This is a genomic window from Coprococcus eutactus (assembly GCF_001404675.1).
GTDB classification, from domain to species: domain Bacteria; phylum Bacillota; class Clostridia; order Lachnospirales; family Lachnospiraceae; genus Coprococcus; species Coprococcus aceti.
Genome location: NZ_CYXU01000005.1, coordinates 44,778 through 66,893, shown reverse-complemented (window position 1 = coordinate 66,893; position 22,116 = coordinate 44,778). Strand labels below are relative to the sequence as shown.

17 protein-coding genes and 1 other RNA gene are annotated in these 22,116 nt (G+C 46.7%); 4 read left to right on the top strand and 14 right to left on the bottom strand.

Features of this window, described 5'->3' with window-relative positions:
• Positions 1-145: 145 nt before the first annotated feature.
• From pcrA to ARA78_RS10230, 8 genes are all read right to left on the bottom strand, one after another.
• Entirely contained in the window at positions 146-2,494 is a 2,349-nt protein-coding gene (pcrA, locus tag ARA78_RS10265; protein ID WP_055280487.1) for a DNA helicase PcrA, read from the bottom strand.
• A gap of 131 nt (positions 2,495-2,625) precedes the next feature.
• Entirely contained in the window at positions 2,626-3,606 is a 981-nt protein-coding gene (locus ARA78_RS10260) for an SPFH domain-containing protein (RefSeq protein ID WP_055223264.1), read from the bottom strand.
• Positions 3,607-3,645: 39 nt separating this feature from the next.
• Positions 3,646-4,323 (bottom strand): PspA/IM30 family protein, encoded by a 678-nt coding sequence (locus tag ARA78_RS10255; RefSeq protein ID WP_015533954.1) that lies wholly within the window; start codon positions 4,321-4,323, stop codon positions 3,646-3,648.
• 237 nt (positions 4,324-4,560) lie between these two features.
• On the bottom strand, positions 4,561-5,520 hold the full coding sequence (locus ARA78_RS10250; protein WP_055280486.1) for a hypothetical protein: 960 nt from the start codon (positions 5,518-5,520) through the stop codon (positions 4,561-4,563).
• Between the two features lie 80 nt (positions 5,521-5,600).
• Positions 5,601-6,284, bottom strand: coding sequence for a gamma-glutamyl-gamma-aminobutyrate hydrolase family protein (locus ARA78_RS10245; RefSeq protein ID WP_015533956.1), 684 nt, complete (start codon positions 6,282-6,284; stop codon positions 5,601-5,603).
• A gap of 5 nt (positions 6,285-6,289) precedes the next feature.
• Positions 6,290-8,680, bottom strand: coding sequence for a PEP-utilizing enzyme (locus tag ARA78_RS10240; protein WP_055280485.1), 2,391 nt, complete (start codon positions 8,678-8,680; stop codon positions 6,290-6,292).
• A 93-nt stretch (positions 8,681-8,773) separates the two neighbouring features.
• Entirely contained in the window at positions 8,774-9,316 is a 543-nt protein-coding gene (locus ARA78_RS10235) for a nitroreductase family protein (RefSeq protein WP_015533958.1), read from the bottom strand.
• A 24-nt stretch (positions 9,317-9,340) separates the two neighbouring features.
• Complete coding sequence (locus tag ARA78_RS10230; RefSeq protein ID WP_055147001.1) at positions 9,341-10,054, bottom strand: hypothetical protein; 714 nt, start codon at positions 10,052-10,054, stop codon at positions 9,341-9,343.
• A gap of 198 nt (positions 10,055-10,252) precedes the next feature.
• Between ARA78_RS10230 and rnpB the strand changes: the two genes are divergently transcribed.
• Positions 10,253-10,612: RNase P RNA component class A (rnpB, locus tag ARA78_RS10990), an RNA gene on the top strand.
• Between the two features lie 116 nt (positions 10,613-10,728).
• On the opposite strand, the gene ARA78_RS10225 is transcribed toward rnpB, so the two are convergent.
• Genes ARA78_RS10225 through ARA78_RS10205 form a run of 5 tightly spaced genes read right to left on the bottom strand, consistent with a single transcriptional unit; the run spans position 10,729 to position 16,585 of the window.
• Positions 10,729-11,736 (bottom strand): uridine kinase family protein, encoded by a 1,008-nt coding sequence (locus ARA78_RS10225; RefSeq protein WP_015533961.1) that lies wholly within the window; start codon positions 11,734-11,736, stop codon positions 10,729-10,731.
• An 8-nt stretch (positions 11,737-11,744) separates the two neighbouring features.
• Positions 11,745-12,470: a tRNA (adenine(22)-N(1))-methyltransferase gene (locus ARA78_RS10220; protein ID WP_015533962.1), complete on the bottom strand. Its 726-nt coding sequence runs from the start codon at positions 12,468-12,470 to the stop codon at positions 11,745-11,747.
• Positions 12,471-12,517: 47 nt separating this feature from the next.
• Positions 12,518-13,705 carry an RNA polymerase sigma factor RpoD gene (rpoD, locus tag ARA78_RS10215; RefSeq protein WP_022216124.1) on the bottom strand — a complete coding sequence of 396 codons (1,188 nt, stop codon included), beginning with the start codon at positions 13,703-13,705 and terminating at the stop codon, positions 12,518-12,520.
• Between the two features lie 32 nt (positions 13,706-13,737).
• Positions 13,738-15,552, bottom strand: coding sequence for a DNA primase (dnaG, locus tag ARA78_RS10210; RefSeq protein WP_022216125.1), 1,815 nt, complete (start codon positions 15,550-15,552; stop codon positions 13,738-13,740).
• Positions 15,553-15,580: 28 nt separating this feature from the next.
• Positions 15,581-16,585 carry a deoxyguanosinetriphosphate triphosphohydrolase gene (locus ARA78_RS10205; protein ID WP_022216126.1) on the bottom strand — a complete coding sequence of 335 codons (1,005 nt, stop codon included), beginning with the start codon at positions 16,583-16,585 and terminating at the stop codon, positions 15,581-15,583.
• A 160-nt stretch (positions 16,586-16,745) separates the two neighbouring features.
• On the opposite strand from ARA78_RS10205, the gene uvrC reads away from it, so the two are divergent.
• Positions 16,746-18,569 (top strand): excinuclease ABC subunit UvrC, encoded by a 1,824-nt coding sequence (gene uvrC, locus ARA78_RS10200; protein WP_055280543.1) that lies wholly within the window; start codon positions 16,746-16,748, stop codon positions 18,567-18,569.
• Positions 18,570-18,582: 13 nt separating this feature from the next.
• Positions 18,583-19,185, top strand: a complete 603-nt coding sequence (gene yfbR, locus ARA78_RS10195) for a 5'-deoxynucleotidase (RefSeq protein ID WP_055147010.1) — start codon at positions 18,583-18,585, stop codon at positions 19,183-19,185.
• An 85-nt stretch (positions 19,186-19,270) separates the two neighbouring features.
• Here the strand turns inward: yfbR and ftsH are convergent, their stop codons facing one another.
• Positions 19,271-21,076, bottom strand: coding sequence for an ATP-dependent zinc metalloprotease FtsH (gene ftsH, locus ARA78_RS10190; RefSeq protein ID WP_055280542.1), 1,806 nt, complete (start codon positions 21,074-21,076; stop codon positions 19,271-19,273).
• 262 nt (positions 21,077-21,338) lie between these two features.
• Here ftsH and ARA78_RS10185 point away from each other — a divergent pair, with 262 nt between their 5' ends.
• The gene (locus ARA78_RS10185; RefSeq protein WP_055147013.1) at positions 21,339-22,052 is read left to right on the top strand and encodes a hypothetical protein; all 714 of its coding nucleotides are present in this window, start codon (positions 21,339-21,341) and stop codon (positions 22,050-22,052) included.
• The last annotated feature ends 64 nt before the right edge of the window (positions 22,053-22,116 follow it).

The window sequence follows — 22,116 nt, the reverse complement described above, 5'->3', positions numbered from 1 at the left end:
CCTGTAACGGGTTTCATTATATTATATTGATTTGAGAGAAGAAACATACAGTTATTATCTCCCAACACATACCAAAATTATAGCATACGGTTTTGATTATTTCTATATGTATTTTATAAATAAATCTAACATGCGGTTTAATTGACTACTCGCATTTTTTGAGCTTTGCAAACGAAGCAAACATCTTCCTGACACCGCATCTGTCGAAATTCACTGTAACCTCGTAATCCTTATCGCCCTTCTCCAAAGTCTCCACAGTACCCGGACCAAACTTAATATGTCTGACTCTGTCTCCAACAGCATAATCAGGCTTGCCAACACTGTTTACCACAAAGGCTTTGCCGAACGAAGGCTGGGAAGACGGCTGCCCGTATGACTGCTGTTTTGCATAGCTGCTGTATGGATTCTTCTGTCCATAGCTTCTGCCTGAGGCTGCTCCAGCGGTTCTTCCACCGCCATAGCCGGCATATGTATCACCATATGAACTTCCATACGCATCTCTGCGTCCTTCACCTCTGTTATATCTGTCGACAGACTCCGACTCTCTTCGCTTTGCCATATTCTTCATATCAGCTTCATGCTCAAACAGCATAGGCGGGATCTCTCTTATGAATCTGGACACATCGCTGTACACCCTGTTACCATGCATCATTCGTTCCTTCGCCGCACTCAGGTACAGCTTTTTCATGGCTCTGGTTATACCCACGTAACACAGACGTCTCTCCTCCTCAAGAGCATCGGGATCATCTGAGTTGAGTGCCATTCCACTAGGAAATATTCTGTCCTCCATTCCGCATATAAATACGTATGGGAACTCCAGACCCTTGGCACTGTGGAGAGTCATCAGCTTGACCTGATTGTCATCCTCCGACATGGCATCGAGGTCAGACACAAGCGCAATCTCCTCCAGGAACTCGCTGAGCCCTGCCTCCTCATTATCCTCTGTGAATTCCACCACCTTGTTGCGGAGTTCATCGATATTCTCAAGTCTAGTCATGGCCTCCTCTGTGTGCTCTGCTATGAGCTCTGACTCATAACCCGTATCCTCAAGGATCCTGTCGTACACCGAGTCAAGGCTCTCACCATCCGCCAGCATATCCCTGAATGATGTGATAAGCTCCGCAAACTGCCTGATCTTGGCCGAGGTCTTGGCAGCCATTCCCGGTATCTCGTCAGCTCTCGCCGCAGCATCCATCATCGACAATCCATACGCATCCGCAAATGACTCAACCTTGCTGAGACTCGCCTCGCCTATACCTCTCTTCGGAACATTTACCACTCTCCTGAAGTACAGGTTGTCAGTGGAATTGTTGATGACCTTGAGATATGCCAGAACATCCTTGATCTCCTTTCGGGCATAGAAGTTTGTGCCGCCATATACTCTGTATGGTATGTTCGCATACACCATCTTCTCTCCGAGCACACGGGACTGTGCATTCGTCCTGTAGAGGATAGCTATATCCCTGTAGTCCACTCCCTGTCTGACAAGAGTCTTGATACGGCTCGCCACCATATCTCCCTCTGCATATTCCGAATCGCACTGCTCAAACGAGATCTTCTCACCGGCATCCTTATCCGTCCACAGAGCCTTATCCTTACGGCCTGCATTGTGCTGTATGACTGCATTTGCTGCGGCAAGTATATTGCCACAGGATCTATAGTTCTGTTCCAGCTTGATAACCTTCGCATCCTCATATTCCTTCTCAAAGTTCAGGATATTGGTTATATTCGCTCCTCTGAACTTGTATATGGACTGATCATCGTCTCCCACCACACACAGGTTCCTGTATTTTCTCGCAAGCATCTTGACCAACAGGAACTGTATGTGATTAGTATCCTGATACTCGTCAACCATGATATATCTGAATCTATTCTGATATGTATCAAGGACATCAGGATTGTGCTCGAACAGCTCCACCGTCTTGTAAATAAGATCGTCAAAGTCCATCGCATTGTTCTTCTTAAGACGACTCTGATACTCAGTGTACACCTCTGCAGCCTTTGTTCCTGCATAGTCTGCAGCATTCTTTTTTGCGAATTCGTCAGGTGACAGATACTTCTCCTTGGCCTTGGATATCTCCGCCATGAACATCTTCTCGGGATACCTCTTCGGGTCTATCTGAAAATCCTTGAGTATACTCTTCACCGTACTCTTCTGGTCATCCGAATCATATATATCAAAGTTCTTGCCATAGCCGATCTTATCAGCATATCTTCTGAGTATCCTCACACACAGCGAATGAAATGTGCTGACCCATACCCTGTCAGCTCCGTCCCCAACTATCAGATCAACTCTCTCCCGCATCTCACGGGCCGCCTTGTTGGTGAATGTGATCGCCAATATGTTCAGAGGATTAACTCCTTCGTGCTCCATGAGATAGGCTACCCTGTGTGTGATAACCCTGGTCTTTCCGCTTCCTGCTCCCGCAAGTATGAGCAGTGGCCCATCCACATGCTCACAGGCCTGTTCCTGCATATCGTTAAGTCCTGCCATAATTCCTCCTGTATCCTGTGACGTAAAAAACGCCGTTATATATACCAAACATATGTTTTATTCCATCTGCCTAGTATATCATAACAGCGTTTATTTGAAAATATCATTATTCAATTATAATGTATTTGTCTTTAGATCAGCTTCGTTCCACAGTTGCCACAGAACTTCGCACCGTTAGTTGGCTGTCCACAGTTAGGACAGAACTTTGGAGCTGTTCCGGTTCCTGCTGTCTGTGTTGCTGCATTGTTCATCTGGTTCATAGCTCCGGCCATCTGACCTGCCATAGCCATTCCCATCTGCATTCCTACCATGGCATTTGCCATATCCGTTGCATTGCTTCCGGCTGTTCCTGTACGGCCACCCCTTGCCATGGAATCAACCATATTCACCTGCTGGAATCTGTTCATATCCCCTATCATAGAATACTCAGCAGCCTGATCAGCACGCTTCTGTATATTCTCAGGATATGTAAACTCGCTTATTCTGAAATCAGTTATCGTAAGTCCGATTCCCAGGAGTTCCATGTCCAGATCTTCCTTGATACCCTTAGCTATATCAACGGAATTGGCCATAAGATTGAATACGTCTCCGCCAACCTTTGTGATCCACTTCATCAGCAGTCCGTCCAGGATACCCCTTATCCTGTCTCTTATGTCATCGACTGTGAACTGCTGCTTTATACCTGCAACCTTCTCTATTAGAACATTATAATCGTCTATCTTGAATGAGAATTTACCATTTGATCTCACAGGAAGTCCGCCCGGAAGTCCCGGTGCCTGAAGTCTGATCGGTGAACTGGTTCCCCAGTTACATGTAAACTCTTTTGTATTCACAAACAGAACCTCTGCGCGAAGTCCTGAATTGAATCCGAACTTAAATCCCTTCAATGTTGAAAGGAATGGTATGATCTGTGAATCAATAGTGTAGTTTCCAGACTCGGTAAATATACCTTCAACCGCTCCGTTATAAAGGAATATAGCATCCTGTCCCGGTTTGATTATAAGCTTTGAATCCTTCTTGATCTCTCTATTTGTCCACTTCCAGAAGATGACGTCATCTCTGTACTCTTCCCATTCTACAACATTAGCAAACTGATTTGAAAATAAACCCATGTAGTGCACTCCTCTCTGTTCTGCAATATGTTTGGAATATTATAATCCCATCTTTGCCTTAAGTGCTGCAAGCTCATCCTGAACGTCTGCATTTGGAGCTGCATCATACTTGCTTGCAAGATCATCTATTGAATCTGCGCTTGATGAATTGAGCTCGCTCATTGCATTTGCCTTGTCAAGCATAGCGTCTGCCTTTGCTTCCATTCTTGAAAATGCATCAAGTGAAGCTGATGAATCGCCGATACCGCTCATCATCTTGTTCATACGCTCCTGAGTCTTAGCAACCTGAACCTTTGCCTTGATAGTCTCTTTTCTTGCATTGAGATCGCTGACATCCTTTGTGAGCTTGTCATGCATCTGTCTCATCTTGGCTGCGTTAGCTGCTGCTGCATCATATGCCTGCTGAAGAGCTACCTGCTTCTGCGTGAGCTGGTTCTTCTTCTCGAGGAACTTCATTGCATCGCCCTCGTTGCCTGCTACAAGTGCCTTCTCTGCATATGTCTGCATCTTTGCGATCTCTGCGTCACACTCATCAAGCTGTCTCTTGCATCTCTGCTCCTCTGCCATAACAGTTGCAGTCTCTGACTTAACCTTTCTGAGATCCTCCTGAAGGTCTCTGAGGTACTGATCTATCATCTTCTCAGGATCCTCTGCCTTGTCAAGAAGTGCATTGATGTTTGATGACATAATGTCCTTAAATCTCTTTAAAATTCCCATAACTTTTTACCTCCGCGTTTTAGGTTGATTTATTTGTATATAATATTAAATGTTGCCTCCTGTCGACGACACCACCATTATATGATCTCCCATGCTCCGGCGCAATGCCATGCATGCTGTGTTGCTGCATCATATAATGTGCTATTCGACACGTTACCCCCTGTAAAGTATCAGCCGCCAACTTATCAGGCTTTAATATTCAAAACTAGCGCGTCCCCTGCATGTTGCACGAAACTTTTATACGACTCCGTCATCCACGTCATCATAGGCATCGGATATACGTCCGCCTATTCTGAAATCAGGTCTGCCGTTCTTGTCTGAGTCGCTTCCCTTGGCACTCGCATCCGTTATCGACTCCTCAAGTCTCACCGGTGTTCTGTCTCCAAAGCGTCTCATCTTATCGTCATGATCACTGTCTTTTATGACATGTATCGAAGAATCCGCATCGTCAGTCTCCCTCTGGACACTCTTGACCGGTTCCCTGGATGCCTTCACTCGGATCGGTTCAGGATCCTTCTTATCTTCAAAATCGAACTCCCACTGAACCATCTCCGGCTCACCGTTCTTATCCTTGTGCTCCTCATCCTTGGCTTTGTTCTTCTCATAATACAGCTCATTCGCCAGAAGCTGGCTGATCTCCAGTATATCGGCATAGCGCTCCTGCTTCTTCATATCCATGAGACCTTCCATGAGCTCCTTCTTGTTGTTCTCAATGATCTCAGATTTCTTTCTCAGAGAATCAAGGACTCTGTCGCTCTCCATGCTTATCATATTATATGCCTGGTTCACGGTCTCGTTGATCTCCATCAGCATCTCATTTGTATAAATGATAGATGCCGCATATATCTCGTTGGCCGTTCTGAGCGCCTGCCTGTCCTGCTTGCCAAGGCTCTTGACATTGCGGTCCACAAAGAGCGGGCTTGGCTTTGTAAGCCTGATCCTGGATGCGGTCTCCTCGGCCTCTGCGATGATCTCATCGGCCTCCTGCTCTGCCTCCTTGATGATCTTGCTTCTCTTGTCTGTGATCTCATGATATGCCTTGAGTTCCAGATCTATAGTAGTCTTGAGCTCCTCAACGATCTCAAGAACCTCTTCCTTGTTGACCAGTACCTTACCTGCTGCAAATGGAACGTTCTGTCCATCTCCAACTATATCCTGTATTCTATCTAAAAGCTGTTTAGCTTTTCCGTTCTCCATAATAGTGCCTCCATCGCAACTTTTCTATCTCATAAGTATACGCTAGTTTATTTTAGCATCTTTCATATGGCATTTCAACGTTAATCTATCGCCGGTTTCACATCATCTCTCGGAAGCCCAAGGAAATCCTGTATAAGATGTCTTGTAAAAAGCCGTCCTTCCTCGCTCTCAAATATACGCTCAGGATGCCACTGGAAGGCAAGTATGCTCATCGTCGGTGATACAAATGCCTCGACAGATTCATTCTCCTCATCGACCACTATCGGATAGAACATCGTCGACAGATTTTCCAGATAGACACAGTCGCTGTGGAAGTTGTTTACCTTGATATATCTGTCCGTCTTGACTATCCTTGCCATGTGGTCTGTGCCTCTGGGTCTTGGCACCTTAAAGCGCGCGGAATAACTTATCTTACCGCCAAACAGCGCATTTATGTGCTGCATTCCCCTGCACACGCCTATCACTGGGATCTCATTCTGGACGCAGTACATTATGAGCTGCTCCTCTAGCGCATCACGGTGCGGCTGCAGCTCTGCATTGTGCGGCTCCACATAATGTCTCGGATGGAGCGTTCCGCCCCCTGTCACTATCAGGAGATCAAACTGTTCATCCACTATCTCATCAAAGTTTTTTGTAAAGTTGGATACCGGTCTGAGTCTTATTCCAAGGCTCTCATAGAACTCCACATAAGCAGCCTCGAGAACGTCCGTATATTTTCCATACATATTGTGTCCTTCCCGCTGTGTTATAAGTGCATGTAACATAAAACCTATACCCCCTTTGTTATCTTACCGTGTGCACAGTCGAGCGTCACCGTCTGCTGTTTTTCCACGAAACTGTATATGCAGTCTCCGCAGCCTATTGCCGCCGGGATGTTGAACTCCGCACACCTTATCGCCATGTGGGATGCAACTCCGCCGTATTTCGTTATAAATCCTTTTATCCCCTTTGCAAATATCCAGTCGTATCCCGGATCCGCCTTCGGGAGAACTACTATCTTATCCTGAACGTCAGCCACATCCTCGTGATCCTCATTCTCATAATTTTCAAGCAGGAGAATGTCACCCGTGACGCATTCAGATGTTATGAAGTTAGGTCTGGCCTCCCATATCTCTATGCATTTTAACTGCAACGGATCATATATGACATCCGGCAGTATAAGCATGGACGCCCTCTGGAATTTCTTTTTGTTCTGATCTATGATCTTTCTCCATATATCGCCTGTGAATTCCGCAGGTCTGTTCACCATAAGCTGAATATCCGGCACCTCAAGATATGCCATGTCTTCCTTGCTTATGCCAAGTTTATCGCCTATATCTATAAGTATGTCTATGGCAAGGCTTAATGTCTTGGTGAACTCGAACTTGAAGAATTCCCTCTCCTCCATGGAATCCTTGAGGAAATCCAGAAATTCCCTGAGGTCCACATAAAAGCCTATATCCTCAAGTGCCTCCATGAGCTTAACCGAATCCAGAGGATTATGCTTAAGCTCCTCTATGGTCTGCCTCTGCTTTCTCGCAGCAGCGCTTCCCTTGGACAGGTCGAACTCGCGCTGGGCGTATGTCTCGCAGGTTATGTCGTATGTGCCTGAACGCAGATGTCCATATTTTTCATCAAATGTACCTCTTGTTATCCTGCCGTCCACCAGATCCTGAAAGTCAGAATCGTACTCCGACGCAACAGTATATATCGACATCATAAAATCGTCTATCTCTTTGTCCGTAAAATATCCTCTGTACACAAGGGATCTGCTAATCGCCTTCGATATGAATGCCAGTCTCGCCTGTCGCGCAAATTTCGGGGTTCCGTAATGCTTTATGCTCTCTATGAGCTGTACAAAATACTGTATCAGCGTTACCACATCATTGTGCGCCATAAGCCAGTTGCTTCTCGTATTCTCACGGTGGACACGAAGGCCGTTAAGAGCCCTGAGATCCTTCATCCTGTTTCTATTGAAATTGCATATCGCATTGTTTGTCAGATTGAACAGCGAATCCGAGAGGTCCGCAATCTCCTCCCTGGTGAACCCGGCTTCCGTCAGTGTCCCCAGCTTGTCCTCCGTCGAGAAGTCATATTCGGAAAATGCTATCTCAAATTCTATCTTGTCATGGGCGGTCGGATCATCTATAAGCTTTTTATCGTAATACTTCAGAAGCTTCGCCTCCAGCCTGTCATCCAGTTCATCCGGCATCAGCCCCAGGAACGACTTCTTAAGAGATATGTACGGCTTGTTGCCAAGCTTATACATGAGGTCTCCATCCACCTCTCTGTAACCAATGTAGCTGAGTCCCTGATTCCATGCCGCAGACGTGATGATCTCCCTGTACAGGGAATAGTCAAGCGGATGGGGATTTTCACCTATGATCTCCGCAGGATTCCAGAATGCCATATCCGACAATATGGTGTTCCTGTCCCCAACCAGGCTGCTGATCTCCCTGTATGTATCCTCAGCCTCCAAAACAGTCCTGAACACCTCTTCGTCATCGACATCGGAGTGAACACCATTGATGCTGGCTGCAAGAGGTCTCATCTGAAATATCGTGACTGTATTGTCCTCATCTATTGCGAACTCCACATCCAGTGGATATTCAGGGTGCATCTCCTCCAGCTCACGCATGGATCTGATGAGCGCAGCCCAGTTCGCCGGCAGCTCATCACAGTCCACATTCCTGATTATGTATACCGTCTTTCCTCCCCTTCCGCTTGTAACCGCGTCTGTGGATGAATCATCGTAGGTTATCGTATAATATGGCCTGTCCTTCTTGATCTCCCTTGAAAATATAACGCCGCTGCAGCTGATATTCGTGATCTGTCTCTGTATGAGAACCTGTTCGCCGGACACATCGTCCAGATCACATTTATATGAATCCAGCACTTCCCTGACTGCCCTTACTACCGCCTCTCCGTCTGAAGGGTCCACTCCCAGAATACTCTCATAGTGACCGGCATTCGAAGTGTTGAGTCCGTCTTCATTTGAGGACGAGCTTCTGACCACGATATACCCTCCGGCAAATTCTTCTGCTATCTCCGCCGCAAGTCCATATGGATCGGCATCAAGCTCAGCTCCGGTTACTATCTTCAGCTTTTCCACTCTCGAATACTTCAATTTTCCATACAGGCTCTTAAGAACATCAGCCTTTGAAGAAATCCTGTCTGTCATGTTGCCTCCTTATTAAAAAAAGCTGCACTTAGTGTATACTAAAGTGCAGCTTACATCAATTTCTTTTTATATGTAATTGTACCGTTCTGTGATCTACTTCACTGTGAGAAGGTCGTCCACTGACTTTCTAGGCGGCATCTCCGGTGCAAATGCAGGATAACCCATAGCCACAACTGCGGCAACGGTCTGTCCATCAGGAATACCAACTATCTCTCCTACCTTTGCATCGTCAAATATTCCGAGTATGACTGTTCCAACGCCCTTATCATGAGCGGCAAGACAGAATGTCTGGGTTGCTATACCGGCATCGAACATCTCCCACTCGCTGCCCTTGCTTGTGCTGAACTCTCCTGACTTCTCATAGCCACATATTCCGTCCTTCTTGGTGACTATCATGAGCTGCTTCGCTCTGCTGACTGTCTTCTGGTTGAGAGGGAAATCCATAACGCCCTCTGCAGCTATCTTAGCGATGATCTCCGGATCCTCCACAAGTGTATATCTGATAACCTGTGTATTCTTCCATGATGGCGCATATGACGCCAGCTCAACAATCTCTCTGACTGTGTCAACACTCACCATCTCATCTGTAAACTTTCTCACACTTCTTCTGGTCTTGATACATTCTACTGCGTTCATACAATGTCCTCCTGGTGTAAAATCTTATAATAATCCCTGGATATATAATATCCCGCTCGTGAACTTGTCACCGACGTTATTCACGTAATTCCTGTATTCCTTATAGTCTATATAATACTTCTTTCCCCATGAAGATACAACAAGATATTCTCTTCCTTTTATAGTGCACACTCCTGTAACAGTCACATAATGTGAGTGGACATTCTCCCTGATGGAGCTCTTCAGCTCACCGTCCTTGTCCACATAAAGGCTGATACCCTTCTTGCCAAATGGATTGTATCTGTTAGGTCCTATGGCCAGTATGACCGGCTTATTCTTTCTTATGAGATGTCTTATATCTCTCAGCATCGATTCATCGGACTGCATCATCTTCCACTTTGCCTTGAGCCCTATGTCGTTCAGCATGAAATATCTGTTCATCGTATGCTTGAGTGTTATTCCCAGCATACCCTTGTGCATGAGAAGTATCACGTAGTGCACATAGAAAAATCTCACATACTCAAGATAGTCATGCTTGTTGTATAAGCCTTTTGGCTTGTTGATCTTTCGGATGGCATCGGTCATCATATTCGGATTCTGCTCAGCAAGATACATCGTGAGGTCTGCCATGGCTATAACACCACATCCGACCTTCTGCATCTTCTTTGACTTTGACCAGTTCTGATTGCCACCGTAGCTCACCAGATTCAGATTCTTTATCTTCACATAATCTCTATTAGTTAAATATACATCTTCCATTGTTAGTCCTTTCCAGCGCTGTGTGCGCCATATGCCTGAAGTCATATATTAGTCTGCTCGTCTTTGCTATAGATTATATCATGAATCGCAATCCACATCAAGCATTCTTAACTGTGTTAAGTAGTTTTAAAAACTACATTCGTTGTTTTTTGATTATTTTCACTTTACTTTTTGTCGGTGATTTGTTATAAGATTATATGAGTTGGATAAGTGATCGCGGCTGCATTTTTGCAGGTGAGGAAAGTCCGGGCTTCACAGGGCAGGATGCCGGATAACGTCCGGTGGAGGCGACTCCCAGGCCAGTGCAACAGAAATATACCGCCATATTCGTATGGTAAGGGTGGAAAGGCGAGGTAAGAGCTCACCGCTGCCATGGTAACATGACAGGCTCTGTAAACCCCATCCGAAGCAAGACCAAATATAGCTTCTGCAAAGGAGCTTGTGGAATGATACAGTTGCCCGCTGCATTTCAGGTAGGTTGCTTGAGTTTTATGGTAACATAAATCCTAGATAGATGATCACTCTCGACATAACCCGGCTTACAGTCCAACTCATTCCCTTTCATAGTATTTTTCTTATATTTTGAACAAAAAATACGGCACGGAGACATTTGTTTTGCCTCTGTGCCGTATTTTTGTATTGTTGGTTATTCTTTATCCTTGTGTAAACCTTCATCATATCCTGAAGCATCCGCCACCTATAAATTCTCTGAGTATGGAATTTGCTGGTATGTATTCTGTGTCTATGTCGTGGAACATATCTATCAGACGCAGAAGTCTCGCCGCATCCTGGTAATGCTCTGAAGTCTCATCTACCCCGAGCAGCAATGGTCTCGCCTCACGCCGTATGGCGGTATATTCGTACAACAGTCCCGAGTTAAACATCTCATCAGCCTCGCTCTCATATGGGAAGATATATTTCTCCTCTCCCCTTCTGACTGAGCTCCACATGGAAAGTGTCTTCTCCACATCGTTCCCTCTGGTCCTGCTGTCTCTGACTATTCTCCTGAGCAGTCTGCTGTCTATGGTTGAAACCTTTGCCGGCTCGCCGTCCTCACCTTCAACGTACAACTGATTAAGGGGACTTATGTATATCTTGTACTTGTCTTCATCCGCCAGTCCGTATGTCATCTTCGGGTTAAGCGAATGGATTCCTTCCATGATGATAACATCATTTTCACCTATTTTGAGAAGGTCCCCATGATATTCCCTCACTCCGGTCTTGAAGTTGAAAACCGGAAGCTCTATCTCTTCACCGTCCAACAGCCTTGTCATATCCCTATTAAGTGTTTCAAGATCCATGGCCTCCAGGCACTCGAAATCATAGTTGCCATTCTCATCCTTAGGATTGTCTTCACGGTTCACAAAATAGTTATCCGCAGCTATCGCATGTGGTCTGAGTCCCATGGCACGAAGCTGGATACTGAGTCTGTGGGAAAGTGTTGTCTTGCCCGCCGAGCTCGGCCCGGATATCAGTATTATCCTACGCTTCTGTTCGGAAACTTTTCTGGCTATCTCATACATGCAGTTACTCTGCATAGCCTCGCATACCAGTATGAGCTCCAGTCCCTTTCCTGAATCGATCATCTCGTTCAGCCTGTCGATCGAATCGATACCGACTTTCCTCGCCCACTCCTTTGCAGTTGTCTTTAATGATGTTATACTTCTCTGCTCATCACCCATATAAATATCTACTCCATATCCGATATAAGTCTCAATGCCTCTTCCATGCATTCCTTTTCATGTGTGAGCTCACCGGCACGCCGTCTGGCATTGACCGTATCCGCCTTCTTCAGTCCATCAAGGACTTTTCCGGTCGAATCAAGCTTATCCCTCAGATACTCTCCGAGGATCTTGTCATGATTATGTATGAGGTAATATCCGTATTTATAATATACTTCATCCATGGCTGACTTATTACCAAAATCCTGTGCTGTCACATCCACGTTCAGTACAACGTAGTATTTGCCAGCATCTATCAGCATTTTTTCCTCTGTGATCTTCCAGCCATTCTCTGCGATGTATCTTCTCAAATGCTCTGTCTCCGACTGGGGCTGCAGCACGAGCTGACCGGCTGACTGTACCACATCCATGCCGGCTTCAAGTATATCCGTTATGAGGATTCCTCCCATGCCGGCTATTATGATGGAATCCACCTCACCCGGAGAGATAGTTGCAAGTCCGTTTCCGAGTCTCAGATCAATACGGTCTGTCATATTCCATCTGGCTATATTATCCCTGGCTATAGCACACGGACCGGTTCTAACATCTGATGCTATGACCCGGTCCGATATGCCATTTGCCACAAGGTATATGGACACAAATGCATGGTCGCATCCAATATCACACACTCTGCCGCCGGGCTTTACCATGTCGGCAACAGTCTTCATACGAAGTGACAATTCTATATCTTTCATAATTATTATCCTCGCACCATCCATGCCAGATCGCGCGGTCCTCTCTGCTAGTTATACAGGAAATCCTTGAGCTTTCTGCTTCTGTTAGGATGTCTCAGCTTTCTGAGCGCCTTTGCCTCGATCTGTCTGATACGCTCTCTTGTGACATTGAACTCCTTGCCGACTTCCTCAAGGGTTCTTGGTCTTCCGTCATCCCATCCAAATCTGAGCTTTATAACTCTCTGCTCTCTCTCTGTAAGTGTGCTGACTACCTCGTCGAGCTGCTCGTGCAGCAGTGTCTGGTTTGTCGCCTCAACAGGTGTAGGGATACTCTCATCCTGTATGAAATCTCCAAGATGGCTGTCCTCCTCCTCACCGATAGGAGTCTCCAGTGATACAGGCTCCTGTGCGATCTTCATGATCTCCTGAACTCTCTCCTTTGGAAGTCCCATAACCTCTCCGACTTCCTCTGGAAGCGGCTCTCTGCCGAGCTTCTGAAGCAGATCTCTGCTCACTCTGGTAACCTTGTTGATGGTCTCAACCATATGAACCGGGATTCTTATGGTTCTCGCCTGATCTGCGATGGCCCTTGTGATGGCCTGTCTGATCCACCATGTCGCATATGTTGAGAACTTGTAACCCTTTCTGTAATCAAACTTCTCCACGGCCTTGAGCAGACCGAGGTTACCCTCCTGTATTAGATCGAGGAATAACATTCCACGTCCAACATATCTCTTGGCTATACTTACAACAAGTCTGAGGTTGGACTCAGCAAGCTTCTTCTTTGCCATCTCATCGCCTGCCTCCATTCTCTTGGCAAGCTCTATCTCCTCCTCCGCGCTGAGCAGAGGCACCTTTCCTATATCCTTCAGGTACATCTTGACAGGATCCTGTGTTGTGCTTGATATATCACCTGTATCTGTGAAATCTATCTTCTCAACATCCTCGCCCTCAGCGATCACGTCCTCGTCAAGTGTTGGCTCCTCCTCATCGTCATCTGTTATCTGAAGTATGTCCACACCGTTCTTTTCAAGGAAATTGAAGATCTTCTGCATGGTATCCAGATCAAGGGCAACCTCCTTGAGATCGTTAAAATGCTTGATGAGCTCTGTGTCCTCTATAACGTTCTTCTTGCTGTGAGCTATGTCAAGCAATTCCTGAAGCTTTGTGTTGAACTTTGCGTTGATCGCATCGTCCTCACTCACCTTGATCATATACTTGTCTTCATTTGAATTGATCGCATCCATTGTACTCATATCTTTCCTCCACATAATGTATTGTTTATTTCTTATAAAATAACTTTAAACTTTTCTATCTTTTTCCTGTCCTTGATGAGCTGCTGAACCTTCATCATGTCATTCTCGCTCTCAAGCTGTTTTTTTATGCTGGCAAGCTTTATCTTTTTCACGACCTCGGTTATGGCATTGCCAACCTCCTCCTCGGTCATGTCTATCGCCAGATCTGTCTGGAGCATGCCTGCCACCAGTCTCTGTTCCTCCACATCCTGGAATGTGTTCACCACCACAGCGGGCTCAACCTTGTGCTTCTCCCTGTACTGTGAGTACAGCTTGTCCGCTACGGTCCGGTATATTCCCGGCTCAAAGTCCGCCTCACTCACCACGCCGTCAAGTCTGGCAAACAGCTCCGGCCGGTTCACAAGCCATGTGAGCAGCAGCTTGGCGGTCTTATTATCCTTTGTCTCAGGTCTTCCCGGAGCTCCCGCGCTCTGGTCTCCCGGAAACTCTTCATAGCCCTGCTGTTCCTGGAGTCTGCGGGTCTCCCGCTCCACTATCTCCGGCTTTGCCGTGCCCGCAACACCGTAGGCATGTACCTTCGCGGCAAGGGCATCCTTGTCGATCACATATTTCCTCGCTATGGCATCGACATAATTATTTCTCTCCAGGTCGTCCTCAATATATGCCAGTTCCCTCGCTATCTGGTTCTGGAACTTGGTCAGCTCACCCGGATCGCTCTGGTCATATTCCTCAGAATATATCCTTGCAAGGAACATCATTCCGCTCTCAGCTTTCTTTATCCTCTCCTCAAATGCCTCGCTTCCAAGGTTCTGTATGAACTCATCGGGATCCTTGTACGGTCTCATATTGATGACCCTTGCGCCGACTCCGACCTCCCGGAGAATTGCTATGACCTTCTTCGTCGCCTCCACGCCTGCGCCGTCACTGTCGTACGCCAGATAAACCTCATCGGCATATCTCTTTATTATCCCAGCATGTCCAAATGTAAATGCCGTTCCAAGGGATGCCACGGCATTGTCAAATCCTGCCTGATGCATGGAGATGACATCCATATATCCCTCACAGCATATAAATCCTTTTCTCCTGCTCCGCCTTGCTATGTTCATGGCAAACAGCGTATGGCTCTTGTCGAACACCGCAGTATCACTGGTATTTATATATTTCGGTTTTCCATCGCCCATGACTCGTCCGCCAAATGCGATGACCTTGCCGTTTATATCCAGTATCGGGATCATGGCTCTGTTCCAGAACTTGTCCACACCGCCTTCCTTCTCGCTGATCTCAACAAGTCCCGAGCCCTTCATCTGATCATCTGTATATCCCTTGCTCTTCAGATACCTGTACAGATCATCCCTGTATATATCTGAATATCCAAGCGCAAATTTATTTATCGTCTCATCAGAGAGACCTCTTGTCTCGTGAAAATACTCATAAGCCTTCTCACCATGCTGGCTGTGCTTCAATATATAATGAAAATATGCAGCCGCAGTCTTGTTCATCTCCCTGAGCGTTATCTTATACTGCTCCCTCGACCTCTCCTGGGCGTTCATGGACTTCTCAGGGAGCTGTACTCCAGCCCTCTCCGCAAGCCTCTCCACCGCCTCCGGGAAATTGAGGTTCTCATATTCCATGACAAATGTAAACACGTTGCCACCGACTCCGCAACCGAAGCAGTGATACATCTGTTTTTCCCTGTTGACCTTAAATGACGGAGTCTTCTCATGGTGGAACGGACAGCATGCCTCGTAATTCGCGCCCTTCTTCTTAAGGCTTGCGTAGCTTCCGATAACATCCACTATATCATTTCTTGACAAGACTTCATTTATCACGTCATCCGAATAATACAATTCGATTCCTCCTGTTTGTCAGGTATGCTCAGACCTTCCAGGACTTCGGTATATATATACTCTTAAATGTCTCTATCGCATAATTGTCTGTCATACCAGCTATGTAGTCGCACACGACTGTCTTGGGATCCTCTCCCATATATATCATCTCAACACATTCATTTGTCAGCCTGCTGGCGTCCTCAATGAAGTATTCATACAATATCCTCAGCATCTTGTCGGCCTTGAGCTCCTCGCTCTTGGCTATCGGGTTAGTGTAGAGATATCTGAACATGTATGTTCTCAGCTTCCCCAGAGCATCCCCGATCTCCGCCGACATACCGACATAATCCTTGTCCTGACTCGTATTTATCACATCATGTATGAGACAGTTCAGTCTGGTGCGGGTATTCTTCCCGAGAATGTCGGTGATATTGGTCGGAAGATCCTCCTCCTTCAATATGTTACCCCTTATCGCATCATCTATATCATGATTGACGTACGCTATCTTGTCCGCCAGTCTCACACACTGTCCCTCCAGCGTATGCGGAGTGCATGATGTCTTATGGTTTAGCATTCCGTCCCGGACCTCCCAGGTTAGATTAAGTCCCTCACCACGGTTCTCAAGACGTTCCACAACCCTTACGCTCTGAACATTGTGGCTGAAATTATTGCCCGCGCAGGCCGCAAGTGTCCGCTCACCGACATGTCCAAATGGCGTATGTCCCAGGTCATGTCCCAGCGCTATCGCCTCCGTCAGATCCTCGTTGAGCCTGAGTGATCTGGCTATCGTCCTTGCTATCTGCGACACCTCCAGAGTATGGGTCAGTCTGGTCCTGTAGTGATCATCACCCGGCGACAGAAATACCTGAGTCTTATGCTTAAGTCTCCTGAACGCCTTGCAGTGGAGTATCCTGTCCCTGTCTCTCTGGTAGACCGTTCTGAGGTCGCACTGCTCCTCCGGTCTGTCACGTCCTGTGGACTGATCACTGAACGCCGCATATCTGCTGAGCACTTCGTGCTCCCTTTTTTCCTGCTGTTCCCGTATCGTCATAGAATCTCTCCTATCACATGATCAATATTTCTTACCACACATTTTTATTATTCTCCGTTTTTTCTCAAAATCCTTTTTTATTTTTCAAATTTTCTGAGGAAAGAATGACATGATAGTAAGTATAGTGATATACTTATCTAAGATTTTTGAGGTGAATGACATGTTTGATTTTGAAGAAGAACTTAAGAAGCTCCCCCATGTCCCAGGAGTATATCTCATGCACGATTCGGGGGATCATATTATATATGTAGGAAAAGCCATAGATCTGTACAACAGAGTACATCAGTATTTCCAGACCGGCTACAAGAAATCCCCGAAGATTCAGAAGATGGTATCCCATATTGCATGGTTTGAATATATTGTCTGCGGTTCAGAGATCGAGGCTCTCGTTCTAGAGTGCAACCTTATAAAGGAGCACAGACCGCATTACAACACCATGCTCACGGATGACAAGGGTTATCCCTATATCCGCATTACTGTGGAGGAGGATTACCCGCGCATACTGTACAGCCATCAGATGAAACGGGATCACTCCAAATATTTCGGCCCATACACCAATTCCAAAGCGGTGAAGGATATCATAGAGCTGCTGAAAAAGCTGTATCACATCAGGAGCTGCAACAAGGTTCTGCCAAGGGATATGGGCCTTGAAAGGCCCTGCCTGTATCACCAGATAAAGCAGTGCATGGCGCCCTGTCAGGGATATATCTCCAAGGAGGATTACAACAAAAATGTCCAGGATGCCATAAGCTTTCTGAACGGCAACCACGGTCATGTGATCAGGGATCTCGAAAAGCAGATGAAGGAGCTGGCCGAGGATATGGAATTTGAACAGGCCGCCGAGATCAGGGATCTGATAAAGAGCATCCATCACATTGAGTCCACCCAGAGAGTCGGTGACACAAGCGCAGACGACAGGGATGTGATCGCCATGGCCACCGATCTTGGAAATGAGTGTGTCATATCCATATTCTTCATAAGATCCGGCAAGATGATCGGCAGGGAACACTACCACATGAGCGGCGTAAATGCTGAGGCTTACAGCACGATAATGGAGTCTTTTCTCAAGCAATACTACGCTTCCACTCCATATCTGCCAAAGGAGATCATTATCGAGCAACAGATTGAGGACTACAAGGTCATCGAGGAATATCTGAGCGCCCGCCGGGGAAGTCAGGTACACATCATTGTTCCCCAGAAGGGAGACAAGCAGAAGCTTCTCAAGCTGGCAAAGGACAATGCTTTTCTGGTCATGAACCAGGATGCCGACAAGCTCAAGCGTGAAAAGGAGCGCACTGAGGGTGCGGCAAATGAGCTGGCACAGCTTATCGGAGTTTCATCCGCAAGACGCCTTGAAGCATTTGATATATCGCATATAAGCGGCTATCACTCCGTGGCATCCATGGTGGTATTTGAAAACGGACGCGCCAAGAAGAATGACTACAGAAAGTTCAAGCTCAGGACCATAGACGGGCCGGATGACTACGCAAGCATGAGGGAGGTACTCACAAGAAGGTTCACAGACGAGCGGTTTAATATCTACCCTGATGTACTCATGATGGATGGCGGCCGGGGTCAGGTCAACATAGCTCTGGAGGTTCTTGACGAGCTTGGTCTCAACATCCCGGTATGCGGAATGGTAAAGGATGACCACCACAGAACCAGAGGACTCTATTACAACAACAAGGAGATAGATTTCCCTGCAAATACACAGGCCTTCAACATGATAACAAGACTTCAGGATGAGGCCCACAGATTTGCAATCGAGTACCACAGAAGTCTCAGAAGCAAATCCCAGATCCACTCAGTTCTGGACGATATTGAGGGCATCGGTCCGGCAAGGAGAAAGGCTCTTCTGGCATACTTCAAGGACATAGACAAGATCCGTGCCGCCAGCATTGCTGATCTCGAGATCCCGCAGGGAATGAACAAGACTGCAGCCACTGCGGTATATAACTTTTTCCACAACGATAAACAGATGTAACGAGGATTTTATGATGGAATACAACTTTTTTGCACTTATATCACGAATGAAATATATTGACAGATGGGCACTCATGAGGAACAACCGCGAGGAGAATCTGTGTGAGCACTGCCTGGAGGTGAGCATGATAGCCCACGCACTGGCAACCATCGGCAATGTACGCTACGGCAAGACTCTGAACGCCGAGAGAGCTGCACTCATAGGTCTCTATCACGATGCATCGGAGATCATCACCGGCGACATGCCGACCCCGGTGAAATACTACAACGATGATATCAAGACAGCCTTCAAGGATGTGGAAGATATCGCATGCCACACACTTCTTGACAAGCTGCCGGGCGATCTCAGACCAGCCTATGAACCGATATTTTTTAAGGATGCCGACGACGAGAACGATGTATATCTCTGGAAGCTCGTCAAGGCGGCTGACAAGCTGTCCGCCCTGATCAAATGCATGGAGGAGACAGGATCGGGAAATACCGAGTTCTCCAGTGCCATGGGTACGATCATGAATTCCGTGTCACAGATGGCTGAGACTTATCCTGAGGTAAACGACTTCGTGTGCGAGTTTTTACCGGCATACGGCAAGACCCTGGACGATCTTCAGCAGATATAATCTAAAGCAGATATAGAAAAAAGAGAAGCCGGAGCTTTTTGCCAGCCCCGGCTTCTCTTTTTTTGATCTTATTATTGTTTTAATTTTATTCCTGTTCAACATTTTGTTCAGCATTTTCAACTCTGTTGAATATCTCCATGAACTCCTGGCCTGTTATCGACTCCTTCTCTATCAGATACTGTGCGATGGCATCCAACGCATTCATGTGCTCTGAGAGAAGCTTCTTGGCCTCATCATATGCCTTCTTGAGCTGATTCCTAATCTCCTCATCGACCTTTGCAGCAGTCTTGTCTGAACACTGGAGCACTGCATTTCTGTCGAGATATTTTCCCTGAACAGTCTCAAGCTGCATGAGTCCGAACTTGTCTGACATTCCATACATGGTTATCATCGCTCTCACTGTCTTGGTCGCCTGCTCTATATCATTTGCCGCGCCGGTGGTCACTGACTCGAATTTCAATTCCTCTGCAGCTCTTCCGCCGAGGGTCGTCACAATGTTCGCCTCAAGCTCAGCCTTGGTCTCCATATACTTCTCTTCCTCAGGCACCTGCCATACATATCCCAGAGAACCCATCGTTCTAGGAACTATTGTAATTCTCTGAACAGGCTCAGTGTGCTTCTGGAGAGCAACCAGAAGAGCATGTCCAACTTCATGATATGCAACGACCTTCTTCTCCTGGTCGCCGAGCAGCTTGCCCTTCTTCTCTTTTCCTGCAAATACAAGCTCCACCGCACCAATCAGATCAGCCTGTGAAACCATGCTCCTTCCGGATCTGACCGCAGTGAGCGCCGCCTCATTTATTATGTTGGCGAGATCTGCTCCAACCGCACCTGCTGTGGCAAGCGCAAGCTCACGGAGATCCACAGTCTCATCCATCTTGACATTTCTGGAGTGTACCTTCAGCGTGTCTATTCTACCCTGAAGATCCGGCTTCTCAACTATTACTCTTCTTTCAAATCTTCCCGGTCTCAGGAGTGCCTTGTCAAGTGTCTCCGGCCTGTTGGTCGCAGCCAGTATCACTATTCCCTTGGATGTGTCAAATCCATCCATCTCGGCAAGAAGCTGGTTCAGTGTCTGTTCTCTCTCCGAATCACCGCCCCTCACGCTGTCTCTGCTCTGGCCTATGGCATCTATCTCGTCTATGAATATTATACAAGGAGCCATCTCAGATGCCTGTTTGAACAGGTCTCTGACTCTCGATGCTCCGACTCCCACGTACATCTCCACGAAGCTTGATCCCGACATGGAGAAAAATGGCACGTTTGCCTCTCCGGCAACAGCCTTTGCCAGAAGTGTCTTTCCGGTTCCCGGAGGGCCGACCAGCAGTGCTCCCTTTGGAAGCTTTGCACCTATAGCCATATACTTCTTAGGGTTGTGAAGGAAGTCGACCATCTCAGTCAGGGATTCCTTTGCCTCATCCTCTCCTGCAACATCTGCAAATGTGACTCCGGTCTTCTTCTCCATATATACCTTGGCGTTTGATTTGCCAAAGCCCATCATTCCGCTCCGCCTTGTCACTAACGAGAGGAACAGATAGAATGCAGCTATCATGACCACATATGAGAGTATCGTTCCGACCATGGCTGAACCGCTCTCGTCTTTGCCCTTGTATGTTGTGGCATACTTCTCATGGGCTGTCTTAAGTCTGTCTGCCAGCTTATCGTCGCTTATCCTCACTGTCACATAGGTGTTCTTATCCAGAGTGCCGTCAGACTCCTTTGAGGTAAATCTGATCTTTTTGGCATATATCTCCGCATTGTCCACCTCTCCCGAATCCAGCATCTCCACAAATCCGCTGTACGGGATCTCTTTTTTCGTTCCATTTGTGATCTTGTCGTATGCTCTCCAGCACAGCAGTGTCAATATCACCGAGATGACAAGCAGAACCATGACATTCCTGTTTTTGCCTTTGTTGCCATTATTCTTGTTGTCGTCATTCTTGTCGTTTTGTTCTTTGTTGTAATCGTTATTCAACACGTTTCTCCTTTTACTCTGATATGGATATCCCATTTATCCATCTATGACTTTACCGCCTAACAAATTATAAGTCAAGTAAACTGTTTGTATGAAATTGTCTTTATTGACATTACGGGGGCTCCGGGGGTACACTTTTTTACAAATTGACAAATATATTCTATATGGGAGGGCTGCAATGCCGGGATACATAATACACCTGTGCGAGGGCAGATACATCGCAGACAAACTTCATATTTCAAAGGAATCCCAGCCGGAGCTGCTGAATGATTTCCTGCTGGGCTGCGTTCTTCCAGATGCGGTTATGGACAAAGCCCTGACACATTTCAGGCCGGAATGGCAGAACGATCTCATAACAAAATATCCGGACATCGATCACATATTGTCAGAATATCCAGTGGAAGCTATGACACCTGCCGACCTTGGCATACTTGCCCATCTCATGATGGACGCCGCCTATGTGGAGGAATTCTGGCCGCAATATTTTCAGTTTGAGGCAGGCGATAACACTCCCACCTGTGTGACACGCGACATAGACCATGTCCGAATGCACGAGCTCAGCATGCAGCCGGAGGGAAGGAGCATCCCATTCCGGGATTTCTTCTCAGAACAGTTTTTCTACGGTGATTACAATGTGACAAATCCATTGTTTATCAGGGATTTCTCACCAATCATACCGAAGGTTTCATCACCTGATATGACCATAAAAAAATGTCTATGTTTCTCACAGAGCAGACTGCAGAATGATCTCGACTCATTCACCTCCATAGACACCGATGTAGGCAATAATACAACGAATGTATTTCCATATAAAGCACTTAAGGACTTTATCATCTCTCAGGCGGACAGATTCCTCCGCCTCATAGATAACAAAAAAGCATCCACCAGATAAGCCTGTTTCCAGGCTCACCCGGTTGGATGCTTTTTATAGTTTTATTTCCGGCTTTCCCTTATCT